Source organism: Micromonospora deserti, assembly GCF_003236335.1.
Classification (GTDB): Bacteria; Actinomycetota; Actinomycetes; order Mycobacteriales; family Micromonosporaceae; genus Micromonospora; species Micromonospora deserti.
The window spans coordinates 1-17204 of sequence record NZ_POUB01000124.1 but is presented as its reverse complement, the minus strand read 5'-3'; the positions used below and the strand labels follow the sequence as shown (position 1 = coordinate 17204).

At 74.9% G+C, this 17204-nt stretch carries 20 protein-coding genes; 14 read left to right on the top strand and 6 right to left on the bottom strand.

All coding sequences use genetic code 11. The features are described 5' to 3' along the window. The 3 genes from C1I99_RS18090 to C1I99_RS18080 all read right to left on the bottom strand — a co-directional run. The coding region (locus tag C1I99_RS18090) for a hypothetical protein (protein WP_146603986.1) at positions 1 to 234 on the bottom strand (234 nt) is incomplete at its 3' end. Between the two features lie 43 nt (positions 235 to 277). Beyond that, entirely contained in the window at positions 278 to 640 is a 363-nt protein-coding gene (locus tag C1I99_RS18085) for a hypothetical protein (RefSeq protein WP_111135402.1), read from the bottom strand. A 13-nt stretch (positions 641 to 653) separates the two neighbouring features. Beyond that, the gene (locus C1I99_RS18080; RefSeq protein WP_111135401.1) at positions 654 to 968 is read right to left on the bottom strand and encodes a hypothetical protein; all 315 of its coding nucleotides are present in this window, start codon (positions 966 to 968) and stop codon (positions 654 to 656) included. A gap of 343 nt (positions 969 to 1311) precedes the next feature. Here C1I99_RS18080 and folP point away from each other — a divergent pair, with 343 nt between their 5' ends. The 6 genes from folP to C1I99_RS18050 all read left to right on the top strand — a co-directional run bounded on the left by folP (position 1312) and on the right by C1I99_RS18050 (position 5402). Further along, positions 1312 to 2256: a dihydropteroate synthase gene (gene folP, locus C1I99_RS18075; RefSeq protein WP_111135400.1), complete on the top strand. Its 945-nt coding sequence runs from the start codon at positions 1312 to 1314 to the stop codon at positions 2254 to 2256. Then, positions 2253 to 2618 (top strand): dihydroneopterin aldolase, encoded by a 366-nt coding sequence (gene folB / locus C1I99_RS18070; RefSeq protein WP_111135399.1) that lies wholly within the window; start codon positions 2253 to 2255, stop codon positions 2616 to 2618. The genes folP and folB overlap by 4 nt, the downstream gene beginning before the upstream one ends. Beyond that, the gene (gene folK / locus C1I99_RS18065; RefSeq protein ID WP_111135398.1) at positions 2615 to 3142 is read left to right on the top strand and encodes a 2-amino-4-hydroxy-6-hydroxymethyldihydropteridine diphosphokinase; all 528 of its coding nucleotides are present in this window, start codon (positions 2615 to 2617) and stop codon (positions 3140 to 3142) included. The genes folB and folK overlap by 4 nt, the downstream gene beginning before the upstream one ends. Before the next feature lie 19 nt (positions 3143 to 3161). Continuing rightward, positions 3162 to 3698: a DUF3180 domain-containing protein gene (locus C1I99_RS18060; protein WP_111135397.1), complete on the top strand. Its 537-nt coding sequence runs from the start codon at positions 3162 to 3164 to the stop codon at positions 3696 to 3698. A 120-nt stretch (positions 3699 to 3818) separates the two neighbouring features. Continuing rightward, entirely contained in the window at positions 3819 to 5033 is a 1215-nt protein-coding gene (locus C1I99_RS18055; RefSeq protein WP_111135396.1) for an ABC transporter permease, read from the top strand. Positions 5034 to 5087: 54 nt separating this feature from the next. After that, on the top strand, positions 5088 to 5402 hold the full coding sequence (locus tag C1I99_RS18050) for a hypothetical protein (protein ID WP_111135395.1): 315 nt from the start codon (positions 5088 to 5090) through the stop codon (positions 5400 to 5402). A 131-nt stretch (positions 5403 to 5533) separates the two neighbouring features. Here C1I99_RS18050 and C1I99_RS18045 read toward each other — a convergent pair whose 3' ends face one another. Beyond that, entirely contained in the window at positions 5534 to 6535 is a 1002-nt protein-coding gene (locus tag C1I99_RS18045) for an ABC transporter ATP-binding protein (RefSeq protein ID WP_111135394.1), read from the bottom strand. A 2-nt stretch (positions 6536 to 6537) separates the two neighbouring features. Here C1I99_RS18045 and C1I99_RS18040 point away from each other — a divergent pair, with 2 nt between their 5' ends. The 4 genes from C1I99_RS18040 (at position 6538) to C1I99_RS18025 (ending at position 11014) form a co-directional block, all read left to right on the top strand. After that, positions 6538 to 7224, top strand: coding sequence for an ABC transporter permease (locus C1I99_RS18040; protein ID WP_111135393.1), 687 nt, complete (start codon positions 6538 to 6540; stop codon positions 7222 to 7224). Between the two features lie 55 nt (positions 7225 to 7279). Then, positions 7280 to 8002, top strand: a complete 723-nt coding sequence (locus C1I99_RS18035) for an ABC transporter permease (RefSeq protein ID WP_111135392.1) — start codon at positions 7280 to 7282, stop codon at positions 8000 to 8002. A 184-nt stretch (positions 8003 to 8186) separates the two neighbouring features. Next, a complete protein-coding gene (locus tag C1I99_RS18030) occupies positions 8187 to 9191 on the top strand; it encodes a glycine betaine ABC transporter substrate-binding protein (RefSeq protein WP_111135391.1) in 1005 nt (334 codons plus the stop codon). 254 nt (positions 9192 to 9445) lie between these two features. After that, entirely contained in the window at positions 9446 to 11014 is a 1569-nt protein-coding gene (locus C1I99_RS18025) for a hypothetical protein (protein WP_199562224.1), read from the top strand. 94 nt (positions 11015 to 11108) lie between these two features. On the opposite strand, the gene C1I99_RS18020 is transcribed toward C1I99_RS18025, so the two are convergent. Together C1I99_RS18020 and C1I99_RS18015 are read right to left on the bottom strand one after the other, a co-directional pair. Then, positions 11109 to 12275 (bottom strand): NADH-quinone oxidoreductase subunit D, encoded by a 1167-nt coding sequence (locus C1I99_RS18020; protein WP_199562222.1) that lies wholly within the window; start codon positions 12273 to 12275, stop codon positions 11109 to 11111. 76 nt (positions 12276 to 12351) lie between these two features. Further along, positions 12352 to 13413, bottom strand: a complete 1062-nt coding sequence (locus C1I99_RS18015) for an SAM-dependent methyltransferase (RefSeq protein WP_111135389.1) — start codon at positions 13411 to 13413, stop codon at positions 12352 to 12354. A gap of 54 nt (positions 13414 to 13467) precedes the next feature. Here C1I99_RS18015 and C1I99_RS18010 point away from each other — a divergent pair, with 54 nt between their 5' ends. The 4 genes from C1I99_RS18010 to panD all read left to right on the top strand — a co-directional run. Further along, positions 13468 to 14760 (top strand): phytase, encoded by a 1293-nt coding sequence (locus C1I99_RS18010; RefSeq protein ID WP_111135388.1) that lies wholly within the window; start codon positions 13468 to 13470, stop codon positions 14758 to 14760. 146 nt (positions 14761 to 14906) lie between these two features. Further along, positions 14907 to 15872, top strand: a complete 966-nt coding sequence (locus C1I99_RS18005) for a Rossmann-like and DUF2520 domain-containing protein (RefSeq protein ID WP_111135387.1) — start codon at positions 14907 to 14909, stop codon at positions 15870 to 15872. Between the two features lie 31 nt (positions 15873 to 15903). Next, entirely contained in the window at positions 15904 to 16752 is an 849-nt protein-coding gene (gene panC, locus C1I99_RS18000; protein WP_111135386.1) for a pantoate--beta-alanine ligase, read from the top strand. A 33-nt stretch (positions 16753 to 16785) separates the two neighbouring features. After that, positions 16786 to 17204, top strand: a 419-nt coding sequence (gene panD / locus C1I99_RS17995; RefSeq protein WP_111135385.1) for an aspartate 1-decarboxylase, incomplete at its 3' end; no start/stop codon positions are given.

The following is a 17204-nucleotide window of genomic DNA, read 5'->3' as shown; positions in this document are numbered from 1 at the left end:
GTCGATGTCCGCGCTGTCCGCGTTGGCCGGGGTGGCCGGCGGGGTCCGGTGGGGCGCCGGCCGGGGCGCCTGGAAGACGCCGACCGCACCGTGCCCGGGCGTGGTCACCAGCGCCGGGTCCAGGGCGGCGTCGTCCTGCTCGTCGATGTCCGCGTAGTCGAACGATCGCGCACGGTTACCGCGTGGGGTGGCCGGGCGCCCGGCCGGGGGACCCGGCGTGGAAGAGGGGCTCATGCGATCGCCTCACCCGCGTCGTTCAGCTGCCCCGTACGGCCGGTCATGCCAGTTCCTCCCGGATCCTGATCCGGCTGCCGAGCAGGCGGGGATCGCGCTGTTCGGCGGCCGGCTCCCGGGTGCGACGCCAGTCGGTCAGCGCGGTGCGGATCACCATGCGCGCCGGCCGGTCCGGGTCGACGTACCGGAAGACGAACGAGGTCGTCACGATGGCGAGCGCGATCTCCCAGGCCGGGAAGAGCTCGACCTGCAGCGTGAACAACCAGTGGATGAACATGTAGAGGGGGACGAGCAGCATGAACAGCCCATACTGGGCGTACGGCAGGTGGACCGGAAGGGTGTAGCCGGGCGGCCCGAGGTAGACCAGGCGAGCCCGGTAGATGTCGTCGTCGGTGCGCAGCCGCATCTCGTGCCCGCGCCTATTCGAAGATCAGGTCGATCAGGTAGTCGCCGACGAAGAAGAGCGTGGCGGCTCCGGCGATGAAGGCGAGCCCGACGATCGCGATGGCGGAGCTGGTGAGCACCTTGGAGATCTCGCCCCGGCTGGCCCGCCCGATGAAGATGACGCCCAGCACGGCCAGCAGGATCGGTGCGATCTTGCTCGCGAAGAACGTGACGACACCCTCGGTGTCGATGCCCTTCGGCGCAGGCTCGGCGAGTGGAGTCGACGCCAAGGTGGAGAGCAGGTGGGCGGCGCCGGACGACGCCGTCTCCATCAGCTCGATGGCGATCACTGGAACCTCCCCAAAGCGCGGCCGGCGGCGCCGCGGCGGTGCAGTAGGCATGCCTGGCGGGAACGGTGCTCACTGTGCACAGCGTCTACGACCCTGTGTTCGTCGCCCACCACGCAGAGTGGTGAGTTTTGGGCAAATACTCCCGCTTCGGCCCTCCCTCCAGGCTTCGCCATCACGATGCTGGGCAGTTCCAAAGCGTACGGGCCGGCCCTGTTTGCGACAAGCCGCGAAGAGACGACCCGATCCGACCCGGACGACCGATCGTACATCTGTTCCAATTCGCATGTCAGCGCCCCCGACCCGGGCCGATCCGGGCCGTCACGCCGACCGGTACCGTCTAGTCGTGACCGATCTGGTGCGGGCCCCGGCCCCGGTGGTGATGGGCGTCCTCAACGTCACGCCCGACTCCTTCTCCGACGGCGGACGGTACGCCGACCTCGACGCCGCCGTCGCACACGGCGTGCGGCTGCGGGCCGACGGGGCGCACCTGGTCGACGTCGGCGGCGAGTCCACCCGGCCCGGCGCCGACCGGGTCGACGCGGAGACCGAGGCGGCCCGGGTGCTGCCGGTCATCCGCGAGCTCGCCGCGGCCGGCGTGCCGGTCAGCATCGACACCAGCCGGGCGCGGGTCGCCGAGGCGGCGCTCGGCGCCGGCGCGGTGGTGGTCAACGACGTCTCCGGCGGCCTCGCCGACCCGGACATGGCCCGGGTGGTCCGGGATGCCGGCTGCCCCTGGGTGCTCATGCACTGGCGGGGCCACTCCCGCACGATGAGCGAGCTGGCCAGCTACACCGACGTGGTCGCCGACGTCCGCGCCGAGCTGGGCCAGCGGGTCGAGGAGGCGGTGCGGGCCGGGGTCGCCGCCGACCGGATCGTGATCGACCCGGGCCTTGGCTTCGCCAAGACCGCCGCGCACAACTGGGAGCTCAGCGCCCGCCTGCCCGAACTGCTGGAACTCGGCTTCCCGCTGCTCTTCGCGGCCAGCCGCAAGTCCTACCTGGGCCGGCTGCTCGCCGCTCCGGACGGCACGCCCCGGCCGACCGACGGCCGGGAGGTGGCCACCGTCGCCACCAGCCTGCTGGCCGTGGCGGCCGGTGCCTGGGGCGTCCGCGTGCACGACGTCCGGGCGACCGCCGACGCGCTGGCCGTCTGGCAGGCCACCGGCGCGCCCCGCCTCGCCCCGGCCGGCACCGGCCCGTCCCCCGGCGCCCGGACCGCCGGCGCCGCGACCACCGGCACCGCCGCCGGGCCGGGCGCCGGCCTTCCCGCCGACGGAGGAGACCGATGACCGACCGCATCCAGCTGACCGGCCTGCGGGCGCACGGCCGGCACGGGGTGTACGACTTCGAACGCGCGCAGGGGCAGGACTTCGTCGTCGACGCCGTCCTGGAGCTGGATCTGGCCCCGGCCGCGCGCTCGGACGAGGTGACCGACACGGTCCACTACGGCGAACTGGCCGAACGGCTGGTCGCGGTGGTGACCGGCGAGCCGGTCAACCTGATCGAGACGCTCGCCGACCGGCTCCTGGGCGTGTGCCTGGACGATCCCCGGGTCGCCACCGCCACCGTCACCGTGCACAAGCCGGAGGCCCCCGTCCCGCACGCCTTCACCGACGTCGCCGTCACCATGACCCGGACGCGCGCCCGGTGACCCGGGCCGTGCTCTCGCTGGGCAGCAACCTCGGTGACCGGCTTGGCCACCTGCGGTCGGCGGTCGAGTCGCTCGGCGACGCCGTGCTGGTGGTCTCCGGGGTCTACGAGACTCCACCGTGGGGGGACACCGACCAGCCCGCGTACCTCAACGCGGTGGTGCTGGCCCAGGACGCCGCCGCCACGCCCGGTGACTGGCTGGAGCGGGCCCGGGACGCCGAGCGGGCCGCCGGCCGCACCCGCGACCCGCAGCGTCGGTTCGGCCCCCGCACCCTCGACGTGGACGTCGTCGCGGTGTGGGACGACGACGACCAGCCGGTGCTCAGCGACGACCCGGAACTGATCCTGCCGCACCCCCGGGCGCACCTGCGGGCCTTCGTGCTGCGGCCGTGGATCGACATCCAGCCGTACGGCCGGCTGCCCGGGCACGGGTGGCTGACCGACCTGCTCAACGCCGAGCCGGTCGCCGGGGACGCCCTGGAACTGCGTCCCCGGCCCGATCTGGGGATAGAGTCGACGACATGACCCAGTGGAGCCAGCCGGCATGACGCAGGCGAAGTCCCCGGGCGGCGAGGGCCCCGACCGGTTCCGGATGGGCCCCACCCGGCTCTCGACCCTGGTGGTGGCCGGCCTCGCCGCCGCGGCGGTGGCCTGGCTGCTGATCAGCACCCTCTACTACGATTTCCTGCCCGACCTGCCCTGGCTGCCGGTGGTCACCCTGGCCACGCTCGCCGTGCTGGAGGCGTACGCCGCGGTCAACACCCGGGGGCGGATCGAGCGCAGGCCGGGCCGGGATCCGGTCAACCCGCTGCTGGTCGCCCGGTTCGTGGTGCTGGCCAAGGCGTCCTCGCTCGCCGGAGCGATCTTCGCCGGTTTCTACGCCGGCCTGACCGGATGGCTGTTCGTGGAGCGCACGGACGCCGCGATGGACGACCGGCCGATGGCCGGTGCCGGCCTGCTCGCCGCGGCCGCCCTGGTCGCCGCGGCGCTGTGGCTGGAGCGCTCCTGCCGGGTTCCCGAGCAGAAGGACGACGAGGACCGCGAGCCCGGTGACCGGGAGAGCGGTCCCGGTCCGCGCTGACCAGGGGGTTACGCCCGGCTGCCGGCGCGGGTAGGTTGCCCTGCGACCGGAGAGCAATGGCCGCCCCGGCCCGCCCGCGCCTGTCGGCAAGGAGGAGCGGCCACCTGGGAGGCGGCGTCAATGGGGTACGACGAACCGGGGCGGGATACCTCCGCCGAGCCCTCGTCGGGCGTCCCTGCGGCCGTGCTGGAGAACGTCTTCGACGACCCGGCGCACGGTGAGCCCGGCCGGGACCGGCTCGCCGTCCACGTCGTCTGGGAGGTGCTGCTCCTCACCGGGCTGGCCGTCCTGGCGTACCTGCTGTGGCGGGCGGAGCCGGACACGCTGCGCGGCGACGGGCTGCGCGCCCTGCTGGTCGACGTGGTCGCCCTCGGGCTGCTGGCGCTGGCCGCCGGGCTGAGCCTGCGTACCGCGGCGGTGAACCTGGCGATCGGGCCGGTCGCCGTCGCCGCCGCGCTGCACCTGGCCGAGCAGGGCGACCGCGGGGTCACCGCCGCCCTCGGCCCGGCCGCCGTGGTCACCGCGCTCGGTGGGCTGGCCCTGGCGCTGGCCGTGGTGGTGCTGCACGTCCCCGGCTGGGCGGCGAGTCTCGCCGGCGCGGCCGGGGTGATCGTGTACATCGAGCAGCGCTCCGCGCCGGTCCTGCCGCAGGGCGACTACGACCCGCGCCAGGTGGCGTTCCACCTCGCCGCCGGGTTCGCCGCGGTGGCCGTGCTCGGCGGCCTGTTCGGCGCGATCCGGCCGATCCGCCGGCTGGTCGGCCGGTTCCGGCCGGTGGCCGACCCGGCCCGGCGCCGGGGCGCGGTGGCGGCGGTCGTCACCGCCGGCGCGCTCGTCTGCTCCACCGTGCTGGCCATGCTGGCCGGAGCGCTCCTCGCCACCGGCGGCGCCGGCCCGGTGGCGCCCGACACCGGGCTCGACCGGACGGTGCTGGCGGTGGGCGTCGCACTGCTGGCCGGGACCAGCGCGTACGGGCGCCGGGGCGGGATCTTCGGCACCCTGCTGGCGGTCTGCCTGGTCGCCCTCTTCCAGGCGTACGCCGAGGCCCGGGGCTGGGTGGTGAGCCGCTGGGCGGTCGGCGGGGTGGCGCTGGCCGTCGGGCTGGTGGTCACCCGGCTGGTCGAGTCGTACGGGCGGCCGGTGACCGGTGCGGCGGCGGAGCCGCTGCCGGGCGGTGATGGCCGGATCGGCACCGGTTGGGCGGTGCCCCGGTCGGACCCGGTCGCCAACTGGCCGCCCGCCCTGCCCGCGCAGACCACCGAGAGCCCGGCCGATCCGTGGAGCGTCCCGCAGTGGGAGACCGGCCCGCGCGGGTGGGACGCCGGCGACCGCTGAACCGGTGCCGCGTCCGGCGGGCCGGGACTGATCTCGCCGGTTAGGCTCGGCGGCATGACCGATACACCATCGACCCCCGCCGCCGGCCGGTCGTTCGAGGAACTCGACGCGCTGTCCACTGAGGAACTGCGGGAGCGGGCGTTCGCGGTGGCCCGGGAGCGGCGCGACGTGGGCTTCTTCTGGTCGGTGCTGCGGCACCTGCCGAACGCGGACGAGGCCGCCGCGCTGGACGGTGCGCCCAACTCGGTCGGCCCGACCATCGACGAGGCGGTGGCGCTGTGGCGGGAGTTGACCGGTCACGGCTACGAGGAGTCAGCGCCGCTGCTGCGGGCCGCCTTCATCGACTATCTGATGAAGCACACCCGGTGACCGGCGGCGGGCTGGTCTGCCTTCCGCCGGCCGGGACGTGACCTGATCTCGGCTCTCTCCGGCGGCGACACCGCGGCAGGCGCCGGCACGCCCGCCGCGCTCGTCCCGGTGGCCGGTGAGGCAGCCCGACGTCAGCCGCCGGGGCGGCCGAGCTCCAGCAGGCGTTCCCGGCTCAGCACACCGACCGGCCGTCCCTGGTCGGCCACCACCACCCGGTCGCTGGCCGAGGTGAGCAGCACCGCCAGCGCGTCGTACGCCGATCCGCCCAGCGGGACCGTCGGCAGGCCGGCGGCGCCGGCCGCGGGCAGCGGGTCGACCGCCTCCCGGGTGACCGGGGTGACCACCAGCCGGCGGATGCCCCGGTCGGCGCCGACGAACTCGCGGACGAACGGCGTGGCGGGCGCGCCGAGCAGGGCGGCGGGCGGGTCGTACTGCTCCAGCCGACCGCCCTGGGAGAGCACGGCGATCCGGTCGCCCAGCCGGACCGCCTCGTCGAGGTCGTGCGTGACCAGCACGATCGTCTTCCGCACCTCGGCCTGCAACCGCAGGAACTCCTCCTGCAACCGGCCCCGGACGATCGGGTCGACGGCCGAGAACGGCTCGTCCATCAGCAGCACCACCGGGTCGGCGGCGAGCGCCCGGGCCACCCCGACCCGCTGCCGCTGCCCGCCGGAGAGCTCGTGCGGGTAGCGCCGGCCGAACCGTGCCGGGTCCAGACCGACCAGCTCCAGCAGTTCCGCCACCCGGCGCCGGCTGCGGTCGCGCGGCCAGCCGAGCAGGCGGGGCACGGTGGCGACGTTGGCGTTGACCGTCTGGTGCGGGAACAGGCCGACGTTCTGGATCACGTAGCCGATCCGCCGGCGCAGCCGGACCGGGTCGACCCGGGTGACGTCCTCACCGCCGAGGAGGATCCGCCCGCCGGTCGGCTCGACCAGCCGGTTGATCATCCGGAGCACCGTGGACTTGCCGCAGCCCGACGGCCCGATCAGCACCACCATCTCGCCGGCCGGGATGTCCAGGTTGAGTTCACGGACCGCCTCGGTGCCGTCTGGGTAGCGCTTGCGGATGCCCTCCAGTGTGATCGACGCCGCACCGGGCTCGGCGTCGCCGGCGGTTTCCGGGGTAACGTCCACACATGTCCTTCCGCCTGAGCTACCGGGCCGACCCGGGTAACCCGTGGTTCTCCTGGCAGTACCTGCGGGACAACTCTGACACGGTCATCACGGCGGTGCGCGAGCACGCCTCGTTGACCGCCCGGGCGGTGCTGATCGCCGCCCTGGTCGCCCTGCCGCTGGCCGTCGTCGCGTACTGGTTCCGCTCGCTCGCCGGCCCGATTCTCGCACTCACCGGGGTGTTCTACACGATCCCGTCGCTGGCGCTCTTCGCCTTCATCGCGCCCTATCTCGGCATCGGCGCGGCGACCGTGCTCAGCGTGGTGGTGCTGTACGCGTTGCTGGTGATCGTCCGCAACGCGATCGCCGGGTTCAACCAGGTGCCGCCCGAGGTCCGCGAGGCGGCCGAGGGGATGGGGTACGGCCGCTGGCGGCGGCTGTTCCGGATCGAGCTGCCGCTGGCGCTGCCTGGCGTCCTCACCGGACTGCGGCTGGCGACGGTCTCCACGGTGGCCCTGGTCACCGTCGGTGTGGTGATCGGGCGGGGTGGTCTCGGGCAGATCATCTTCGCCGGCTTCCAGAACAACTTCTACAAGGCACAGATCATGACGGGGACGCTGCTCTGCGTGCTGCTCGCCCTGGTGCTGGACCTGCTCCTCGCCGGGGCCGGCCGGCTGCTCACCCCGTGGCTGCGGCGGGGGGCCGGGTGAACGGCGGGAAGCCGGCCGCGCCCGGCGGCGCGGCCACGACCGGAAGGTGCGCCGGGTGAACCCCGTCGAGGCGGCCGTGATCTGGCTGAACGACCCGCTGAACTGGACCAACCCGGGCGGCATCCTGGACCGGCTCGGCGAGCACCTGGCCATGTCGGCGGCGGCGGTCGCCCTGGGTTGCCTGGTCGCCTGGCCGATCGGGCTCTGGCTCGGGCACACCGGCCGGGGTGGTGGCCTGGTGGTGCTCGTCGCCAACGTCACGCTCGCGATCCCGACCCTCGCCCTGCTCACCATCCTGCCGTTGACCTTTCTCGGTTTCGGCCGGCCGTCGGTGGTGGTGGCCCTGGCGGTCTTCGCGGTGCCGCCGCTGCTGGCCAACGCGTACACCGGGGTGCGGCAGGCCGACCCGGAAGCCCGGGACGCGGCACGGGGGATGGGGTTCTCCGGGTGGCAGTTGCTGCGCCGGGTCGAGCTGCCGCTGGCCGTGCCCTATTTGGCGGCCGGGTTCCGGACGGCGGCGGTGCAGGTGGTGGCGACCGCCGCGCTCGCCTCCTTCGTCAACGGCGGCGGCCTGGGGCAGATCATTCGGGCCGGCTTCGGGCTGAACATCGCCGCCGGCAGCGGGCAGATCCTGGCCGGCGGCCTGCTGGTGGCGGGGCTCGCCGTGCTGGTGGAACTGGTGCTGGCCCTGGTCGAGCGGGTGGTCACCCCGCGACCGCTGCGGGCCCGCCGCCGACGGGCGGGCCGACGGGCGGCCGACGCGGTGGCCGGTGGCTGACGCGGTGGCCGGTCCGCGCCGTCCGGACACCGGGTGACGATCCGGTGACAAACGCCGCTGGAAGTTGTCGTACCCGTGCGGAAGATGTTGGGTGGTAATTCGCGGGCGGCCGAGGAGGAGGATCGCCCGTCGGACACGCGGCCGGCCCCGGAGGGGTCGCGCCGGGACACGGAAGGCGGGCAGCATGCGCGCACGTACACGCCTGGCGCTCGGTGCGGTGGGGGCCCTCACCGCGGCCGGGCTGCTCACCGGTTGCGGCGACGCCGGCTCCTCCGGCACGGACGCGCCCGAGCAGGCCGCCTCCGGGGCCGGTTGTGCCCCGGTCGCCGGTGACCAGCTCGTCGTCCTGGCCGACGACAAGAAGTTGCAGAACACCGACAACATCATCCCGGCGGTCAACGTCGACGTGGCCACCCCGCAGCTGGTCGCGGCGCTCGACAAGGTCTCCGCGGCGCTGGACACTCCCAAGCTGATCCAGCTCAACAAGGCCGTCGACGTCGACCGCAAGACGCCGGAGGTGGCCGCGAAGGAGTTCGCCACCGCCAACAGCCTGACCGCGGGCATCGCCTCCGGCACCGGTGGGCGGATCGTGGTGGGCGCCGGCAACTTCAGCGAGAGCCAGACGCTCGCCGAGCTCTACCGGATCGCGCTGACCGCCGCGGGCTACCAGGTCCGGGTCCAGCAGATCGGCAGCCGGGAGCTCTACGAGCCGGCCCTGGAGAAGGGCGAGATCCAGGTCGTCCCGGAGTACGCCGCGACCATGGCCGAGTTCCTCAACACCAAGGCCAACGGGCAGGATGCCGAGCCGGTCTCCTCGCCCGAGCTGGACAAGACGGTCGCGGCGCTCAAGGCCGCCGGTGACAAGGTCGGCATCGTCTTCGGCACGCCGGCCGCCGCGCAGGACCAGAACGCCTTCGCCGTGACCAAGGCGTTCGCCGACAAGTACGGGGTCGGCACGCTCTCGGATCTGGCCGCCAAGTGCTCGGGCCAGGCGACCGTGCTGGCCGGTCCGCCGGAGTGCCCGCAGCGCCCGAAGTGCCAGGCCGGGCTGATCCAGGTCTACGACTTCAAGGCCGGTTCGTTCAGCTCGCTGGACGCCGGCGGCCCGCAGACCAAGAACGCGTTGAAGACCGGTGTCGCCAGCGTCGGCCTGGTCTTCTCCTCCGACGGCGCGCTGGCCACGGGCTGACCGTAGCCCCTGTCATCCCGATGCCGGCCGGCTGCCGGCCGGCCCCCGCCGCCGACGGCCGGCCGGCGCGGTTTCCGCACACCGGCGGCCCGCCGGAGCGGTGCCGCCCGCGGCGGTTCGTGACCCGCTGCGATGGCGAGCCGGGGCCGCTGTCCGGCGGGCGTTTGTCAACAGCGGGTTAACTTCCGGGAAGCCAGTCGAACGGCGCTTTCCACCGTTCCCAGGCCGGGCAACTCTCGGTAGGCTGCACACCCATGCCAGCCTCGGTCGCCGCCGACAGGCGCAATCCGCCACTGCTGACCGTGCTCTTCTGGATCGGCGTGGCGGTGGCGCCGGTGGCCGCGCTGATCCTGCTGGTCGCCGACGGCAACGGCCCGCTGCGGTTCGCCGCCGTGCTCGCCATCCTCGCGGTGGTCCTGATTGGCCTGTCGATCGCCCTGCGTCCCGACGGTGGCGACGGGCCGGCCGTGGCCGAGGAGTTGCAGGACGAGATCGAGCAGCTCCGCCGCGAGTTGCGCGGCGAGATCGTGGCCGCCGCCCAGCGCGGCAACCAGGCGCTCGACCAGGCCCAGCGGGCCCAGGAGGCGGTCGCCGCGGTACGCCGGCGACTGGACGCCAGCAGCGCCGCGCTGGCCGGCGCGGAGGAGCCCGCCGGCGCGGGCCGGGCCCGGGTGCCGGCCGTGGAACCGCCCGGAGAGGCGGTGTCCGGCCGGGGCCGCCACCCGGCGCAGGACGACGCGCCGTCCCGGTGGGGGCAGGACGACGAGGAGCCGGCCCACCGCACCCAGCCGGCCCGCTACGGCGCCGAGCGGTCCGCGACCGGCTACGGCGCCGACCGGCCGGCCGCCGGCTCGGCCGGCGTGTACGGCACCGACCGCTCCGGCGGCGTGTACGGCGCCCGGCAGCCGGAGCAGGAGGCCCGCCCGGCCTCCGAGCCCCGCCCGCTCGGGGTGGTCCGGCACACCGAGACCGTGCACGTCACCACCCGGCACACCATCGTGGACGGTGCCGCCCCGGTGCCTGCTGACTCTGGCGCCCGCTACGGCGGCGGGCACGCCGGCCGACGGTCCGCCGGGCCGGAGGAGGGGTCGTGGGCGCCCACCGACTCGGACGACCGCCCCTGGGCCGGGTACGGCGAGCCGGACGACCGGTCCCGCCGCGATGACAACCGGGCGTGGTCGGCGTCCCCGGGTGAGGAGCGGTCCTGGTCCGACGAGCGGGACCGGTCGGGGCAGCGGTGGGACGAGTGGGAGCAGCGCGACGACCGCCCGTGGGCCGACCAGCGGGACGACCGCGGCTGGACGGGCGGCGGCGAGCACGGCTGGGAAGCCCCGGCGGAGCAGTCCGGGCGGGGCGCGTCGTACCAGCCGGACGACGCGGGCGTGGAGAGCGGCGAGTACTGGGCGCAGTTGCGTGCCGGTGACAGCTGGGCCGCCGTCCGGGACGACGACCGGGGCCGCGAGGTACGGCTCGGTGAGCGGCGGGCCGAGGTGCACGCCGACGCCGGCGGCACCGAGTACCGGGTGGCCGACCGGTGGGCCGCGGTCCGCCGGGACGAACCGCGCCGGGGCCACGACCGGGACGGCGACGACGCCTGGCGGGGTGGCTGGGTGGAGCCGGAGAGCCGGCCCGCGCTGCCGGTCGGCGGGGTGCCGGTGCCGGACGAGTGGCGCCCGCCTCGCCAGCGGGGTCACCAGGAACAGCGGGCCTACCAGCCCGAGCCCGAGCCGTACGGCCGGCGGCAGGAGGAGCGGTACGGCTACCCGCCGCAGGACGAGGTGCCCCGCGCGGGCGGCGCCCGCTCCGCCGACCGCTGGCGCTGACCGCGGCCGGCGTCGCGCCCGCTCGTCCGGTGGCGCCGCCGCCCGTCGGGGACGTCGGCGCCACCGGAGCATGACGCCGGCCGGCGGACCGGGGTCACTTGTCGATGTCGCCGACCACGAAGAACATCGAGCCGAGGATGGCGATCAGGTCCGGCACCAGGCAGCCGGGGAGCAGAGTGGCCAGCGCCTGCACGTTCGCGTACGACGCGGTGCGCAGCTTGAGCCGCCACGGCGTCTTCTCCCCACGGGAGACCAGGTAGTAGCCGTTGATGCCGAGCGGGTTCTCGGTCCAGGCGTAGGTGTGCCCCTCCGGCGCCTTGAGCACCTTCGGCAGCCGGGTGTTGACCGGCCCGGTCAGCCGGTCGACCCGGTCCAGGCACTGCTCGGCGAGGTCGAGCGAGGCGTACACCTGGTCGAGCAGCACCTCGAAGCGGGCGTGGCAGTCCCCGGCGGTGCGGGTCACCACCGGCACGTCCAGCTCGTCGTAGGCCAGGTAGGGCTCGTCGCGGCGCAGGTCCAGGTCCAGCCCGCAGGCGCGGGCGACCGGCCCGGACGCGCCGAACGCGGCGGCGTCCGCCGCCGAGAGCACCCCGACCCCGACGGTGCGGGCCAGGAAGATGTCGTTGCGCCGGATCAGGTGGTCCAGGTCCGGCATCCGCCGGCGGACCTCGCCGATGGCGGCCCGGGCCCGGCCGGTCCAGCCGGACGGCACCTCCTCCTTGAGCCCGCCGACCCGGTTGAACATGTAGTGGATCCGGCCGCCGGAGACCTCCTCCATCACGGCCTGGAGGGTCTCCCGCTCGCGAAAGGCGTAGAACACCGGCGTGATCGCGCCGATCTCCAGCGGGTACGAGCCGAGGAACATCAGGTGGTTGAGCACCCGGTTCAGTTCCGCGAGGGCCATCCGCAGCCAGGTGGCCCGCTCGGGCACCTCCATGCCCATCAGCCGCTCGACGGCGAGCACCACGCCCAGCTCGTTGGCGAACGCCGACAGCCAGTCGTGCCGGTTGGCCAGCACGATGATCTGCCGGTAGTCGCGGACCTCGAAGAGCTTCTCCGCGCCCCGGTGCATGTAGCCGACGATCGGCTCGGCGGAGACCACCCGCTCACCGTCGAGCACCAGCCGCAGCCGGAGCACCCCGTGCGTGGAGGGGTGCTGCGGGCCGATGTTCAGCACCATGTCGGTGCCGAGCTGCTCCCCGCCGGCGCCGGTGCCGACGGTCAGTTCGCGGAGGTCGGCGTCCGTGGTCATGCCCGTCATCGTGCCACGAGCGACGGTCGCCGGTGTCCGCGGTTACTGCGCCTCGTCGCCGCCGGTCACCCGGCGTGGCCGGCGTCTAATCCGTCGTTGCGGCCGCTGCCGTCGTCCCGGCCGGCGGCTTGAGCCGCTGCGGGTCGAGGCCGACCGGTTGCCGCAGCCACCAGTGCCTGCCCAACCCGGCCGGGTCGGTCAGCTCGGCCACCGCCGACGCGGCGGCGAGCGCCCGCACGTACCCGGCCGGGTCGGTGCCGGCCAGGCTCAGCGGCGGTCGCCCGCCGTCGGCCCCGAGCGTCCGCAGCGCCTCCCGCTGCGACATCAGGGTGTACGCACACCGGGCGACCCGCTCACCGGCGGAGGCGGCCGAGTCGACGGCGACGTGCGCGGTGATGTCGGCGGACCCGTCTGGCACCGGCGGTACCTGCCGCCCACCCCGGTACCCGGTCAGGCTGCCGTTCACCGGGCGGCCCTGCCGGAGGTGCCCGTAGTCCACGGCCAGCGCCAGCCCCCGGTCGACGTGGTGCACCGCGTCGGCCCAGGCTTCGTCGCGGGTCCGGCCGATCTCGGCCCGCCCTCCCGTGGCTGCCGTCCACCAGGTCGCCAGCCAGTCGGCATCGTCGGGGCTGACCGGGTCGCCCACGTTCTCCTCGCCCGTCAGCGGGTCGACCAGCAGGTAACGCCACCCGTCCGAGACGCGCACCGCCACGTCCAGCGGCACGTTGTCGAGCCACTCGGTGGCGACGAGCAGGCCGGTGATCCCCCCGGGGACCCGATCCGTCCAGGTGATCGCCGTGGGCAGGTCCTCCGGTCGCGGGGCGAGTTCGACGGCGGTGAGCCGCAGCCGCTGAGCCAGCGGACGGGCGGTGACCGGGAACCCGGCGGCGGAGCCCCCGCGGGTGACCAACGCGGCGAGCGTCCGCAACAGCTCCCCCCGCCCCGCGCCGACGTCGACGACGTCGAGCGACGGCGGGTGGTCGAGGGCGGCGTCGACCTGCTGGACCAGGCGCAGCAGCGCGCCGGCGAAGGCCGGGGCGGCGTGCACGCTGGTGCGGAAGTGGTCGGCCGGCCCGGCGCCGGAGACGAAGAATCCGCCGGGGCCGTAGAGCGCCCGGCGCATCGCGTCCCGCCAGAGCATCGACATCAGTTCATCCCTCGTTCAGGGTCCGTCACCGTGCCGACCCTACGGTCAGCCGGTATGAGACGACTGTTCATCCCCGCCCTGGCGGTCGTGCCGCTGCTGCTGGCCGGTGCTCCCGCGGACGCCGCGCCGGCCACCGCCCCGGTGGCGGTCGACGAGCCGCGCCCGGTCCGGGCGGTGGCCGAGACCCCCTCGCTCTTCGACGACGAAGCCGGTGGCGACGCCGACGCCGACGACCCGGCGATCTGGGTGCACCCGACTGACCGGGCCGGCAGCCTGGTCGTGGCCACCGCGAAGAACGGCGGCCTGCGGGTGTACGACCTGCGGGCCCGGGAGCGGCAGGTGATCGGCACCCCGCCCGCGCCGGGGCCGGCGGACGAAGCCGGCCGGTTCAACAACGTTGACCTGGTCACCGGCTTCCGGCTCGGTCAGCGGCGGGTGGACCTGGCGGTGGTCACCGACCGGGGTCGCGACCAGCTGCGCTTCTACCGGATCGACCCGGCGACCCGGCGGCTGGTCGACGTCACCGCGCCGGACGTGCCGTACGCCTTCAGTCGGCACCAGGCCGAGGTCAACGCGCAGCGCACCGCGTACGGGCTGGGCACGTACACCGACCCGGCCGGCGGCGCCTACGCGGTGGTCAGCCGCCGCAGCACCTCGGAGGTGGGGGTGTTCCGGCTGGTGGAGCGCGCCGGGCGGGTCACCTACCGCCCGGTGGACCGGCTCGTCCTGCCGTCGACCTTCACCCTGCCCGACGGCGGCAGCTGGTCGCCCTGCACCGACCCCGGTGACGGGCCGCAGGTGGAGGGAACCGTGGTCGACCCGGCCACCGGGGTGGTGTACCTGGCCCAGGAGCAGGTTGGTCTCTGGCGTACCCGGCTGGTGGGTGGCCGGTTCGCCGGCGCGCCGGTGTCCGTCGAGCGGGTCCGCGAGTACGGTGTCCCGGCCGCCTACGACCCCGAGGAGGAGGACTGTGTCACGGACCACTCCGCCGACCCGGGCTTCGGGGGCCGGATCGCGCAGGACGTGGAGGGGCTGACCATCTACCGGACCGGCCGGTTCACCGGCACTCTGGTCGTCTCCAGCCAGGGCGACGACACCTTCTTCACCTACGACCGGCGCACCGGCCGCCCAACGGGCCGGTTCGCGGTGGTCGACGGGCGGGTCGACGGGGCGCAGGAGTGCGACGGGGCGGCCGTGGTCGCCACCCCGCTGCCCGGCTTCCCGGGCGGCCTGCTGGTGGTGCACGACGGCCGGAACACGCCGGAATCCCCGGGCGAGGACGGCGAGGCCCGGCCCGACACCAACGTCAAGTTCCTCGACGCCGGCTTCCTGCGCGCCGGCCGCTGACCTCGCGTACCGGGCCGCTCCGGGCCACCGGAGCGGCCCGGTTCGCACCGCCGGTGAAGGTTTTCACACATCCTTGTTTCAGCTCCGTCACCCCGGCGCATACTTGCGGTCGACCGGTACCCCCGTCGAGGACTGGATCGATTGCCATGAGCGCACCGCTGCGCCCGCGTCCGGCCGCCCCGCGTGCGGCCGCCGTACCGCCGGGCGGCGTCCCTGCCAGCTACTCCCGTTCCCTGACCGCCGGCGTCGTGGGCGCCGGTCGGGTCGGCGCCGTGCTGGGCGCGGCGCTCACCGCCGCCGGCCACCGGGTGGTCGCCGCCACCGGCGGCTCCGGTGCCTCCCGGGCCCGGCTGGCGCTGCTGCTACCCACCGTCGCCCGCCGCTCCGCCCCGTCGGTGGCCCGGGCGGCCACCGACCTGCTGCTGATCGCGGTGCCGGACGACGCGCTCGCCGGGGTGGTCGCCGCCCTGGCCGACGGCGGCGCGCTGCGCCCCGGCCAGGTGGTCGCGCACACCTCCGGCGCACACGGGCTGGCCGTGCTCGCCCCGGCCGTCGCGGTCGGCGCCCGGCCGCTGGCCCTGCACCCCGCGATGACCTTCACCGGTACGCCGGACGATGTGGCCCGGCTGACCGGCATCTCGTACGGGGTGACCGCCCCGGCGGAGCTGCGTCCGCTGGCCGCCCGGCTGGTCGCCGACCTCGGTGGTGTGCCGGAGTGGATCGGCGAGGCGGACCGGCCGCTCTACCACGCGGCGCTGGCGCACGGTGCCAACCACCTGGTGACCCTGGTGAACGAGGCGACCGACCGGCTGCGCGACGCCGGGGTGACGCAGCCGGAGAAGGTGCTCGCGCCGCTGCTGCGGGCGGCCCTGGAGAACGCGCTGCGCCTCGGCGACGACGCGCTGACCGGCCCGGTCTCCCGGGGCGACGCCGGTACGGTGGAGCGCCACCTGGCCCGGCTCGCCGCCACCGCGCCCGAGTCGGTCGCGGCCTACCTGGCCCTGGCCCGGCGCACCGCCGACCGGGCCATCGCCGCCGGCCGGCTCCGCCCGGTCGACGCGGAGTCGCTGCTGGGCGTGCTCGCCGGGACGGCACGGGAGATGGCCGCGTGAGGGAGCTGGTGACGATCCGGGAGGTGGCCGCGTGACCGAACTGGTGCACACCCGCGCCGAGCTGGCGGCGGCGCGTGCCGGGCTGACGGGCACCGTCGGCGTGGTGATGACGATGGGCGCCCTGCACGCCGGGCACGAGACGCTGCTGCGGGCGGCCCGGAAGCAGGCCGACCAGGTCATCGTGACGATCTTCGTCAACCCGTTGCAGTTCGGTCCGAACGAGGACTTCGACCGCTACCCGCGTACCCTCGACGCCGACCTGGAGGTATGCCGGCGGGCCGGCGCCGACGTGGTGTTCGCGCCCTCGGTGGCGGAGATGTACCCGGATGGCCAGCCCCGGGTGCGGATCGACCCGGGCCCGCTCGGTGCGGACCTGGAGGGCCAGAGCCGGCCGGGCTTCTTCCACGGGGTGCTCACCGTGGTGCTGAAGCTGCTCCAGCTCACCCGCCCCGACCTGGCGTTCTTCGGTGAGAAGGACTACCAGCAGCTGACCCTGGTGCGGCGGATGGCCCGGGACCTGGACGTGCCGGTGGAGGTCGTCGGCGTGCCGACGGTCCGGGAGCCGGACGGGCTGGCCCTGTCCAGCCGCAACCGCTACCTGTCCCCGGTCGAGCGGGAGGCGGCGTTGAGCCTGTCGGCGGCGCTGCGGGCTGGCGCCGAGGCCGCCGACGCGGGGCGCGACGCCGGCGGCGTGCTGGCCGCCGCGCACGCCGCCTTCGGCGCCGGTGCGCCGGGTGCGCAGCTCGACTACCTGGTGCTCACCGATCCCGATCTGGAGCCGGGGCCAGTGGCCGGTCCGGCGCGGCTGCTCGTCGCGGCCTGGGTCGGCACCACCCGGCTGATCGACAACGCGGCGATCCGGCTCGCCCCCCGTTCCTGACCCCACCACCACACCCGCGGAAAGGCAGCCCCGATGCTCCGGACCATGCTCAAGTCGAAGATCCACCGGGCCACGGTGACCCAGGCCGACCTGCACTACGTCGGCTCGGTCACGGTCGACCAGGATCTCCTCGACGCGGCCGACCTGCTCCCCGGCGAGCAGGTGGCGATCGTGGACATCACCAACGGGGCCCGGCTGGAGACGTACGTGATCCCGGGCGAGCGGGGCAGCGGCGTGATCGGCATCAACGGCGCCGCCGCCCACCTGGTGCACCCCGGTGACCTGGTCATCCTGATCTCGTACGGGCAGATGGACGACGCCGAGGCCCGCTCCCACCGGCCCCGGATCGTCCACGTCGACGCCGACAACAAGGTGATCGAGCTGGGCGCCGACCCGGCGGGCGTGGCCCCGGGCATGGCCGGCGCCCCCGTACCCAGCCCGCTAGCCACCCC

Bases quoted from the DNA above. Each gene is read 5' to 3' on its own strand.
- C1I99_RS18085 (WP_111135402.1), bottom strand. From the start codon at position 640: ATGCGGCTGCGCACCGACGACGACATCTACCGGGCTCGCCTGGTCTAC.
- folB (WP_111135399.1), top strand. From the start codon at position 2,253: ATGACCGACCGCATCCAGCTGACCGGCCTGCGGGCGCACGGCCGGCAC.
- C1I99_RS18060 (WP_111135397.1), top strand. From the start codon at position 3,162: ATGACGCAGGCGAAGTCCCCGGGCGGCGAGGGCCCCGACCGGTTCCGG.
- C1I99_RS18055 (WP_111135396.1), top strand. From the start codon at position 3,819: ATGGGGTACGACGAACCGGGGCGGGATACCTCCGCCGAGCCCTCGTCG.
- C1I99_RS18050 (WP_111135395.1), top strand. From the start codon at position 5,088: ATGACCGATACACCATCGACCCCCGCCGCCGGCCGGTCGTTCGAGGAA.
- C1I99_RS18040 (WP_111135393.1), top strand. From the start codon at position 6,538: ATGTCCTTCCGCCTGAGCTACCGGGCCGACCCGGGTAACCCGTGGTTC.
- C1I99_RS18030 (WP_111135391.1), top strand. From the start codon at position 8,187: ATGCGCGCACGTACACGCCTGGCGCTCGGTGCGGTGGGGGCCCTCACC.
- C1I99_RS18025 (WP_199562224.1), top strand. From the start codon at position 9,446: ATGCCAGCCTCGGTCGCCGCCGACAGGCGCAATCCGCCACTGCTGACC.
- C1I99_RS18020 (WP_199562222.1), bottom strand. From the start codon at position 12,275: ATGACGGGCATGACCACGGACGCCGACCTCCGCGAACTGACCGTCGGC.
- C1I99_RS18015 (WP_111135389.1), bottom strand. From the start codon at position 13,413: ATGTCGATGCTCTGGCGGGACGCGATGCGCCGGGCGCTCTACGGCCCC.
- C1I99_RS18010 (WP_111135388.1), top strand. From the start codon at position 13,468: ATGAGACGACTGTTCATCCCCGCCCTGGCGGTCGTGCCGCTGCTGCTG.
- C1I99_RS18005 (WP_111135387.1), top strand. From the start codon at position 14,907: ATGAGCGCACCGCTGCGCCCGCGTCCGGCCGCCCCGCGTGCGGCCGCC.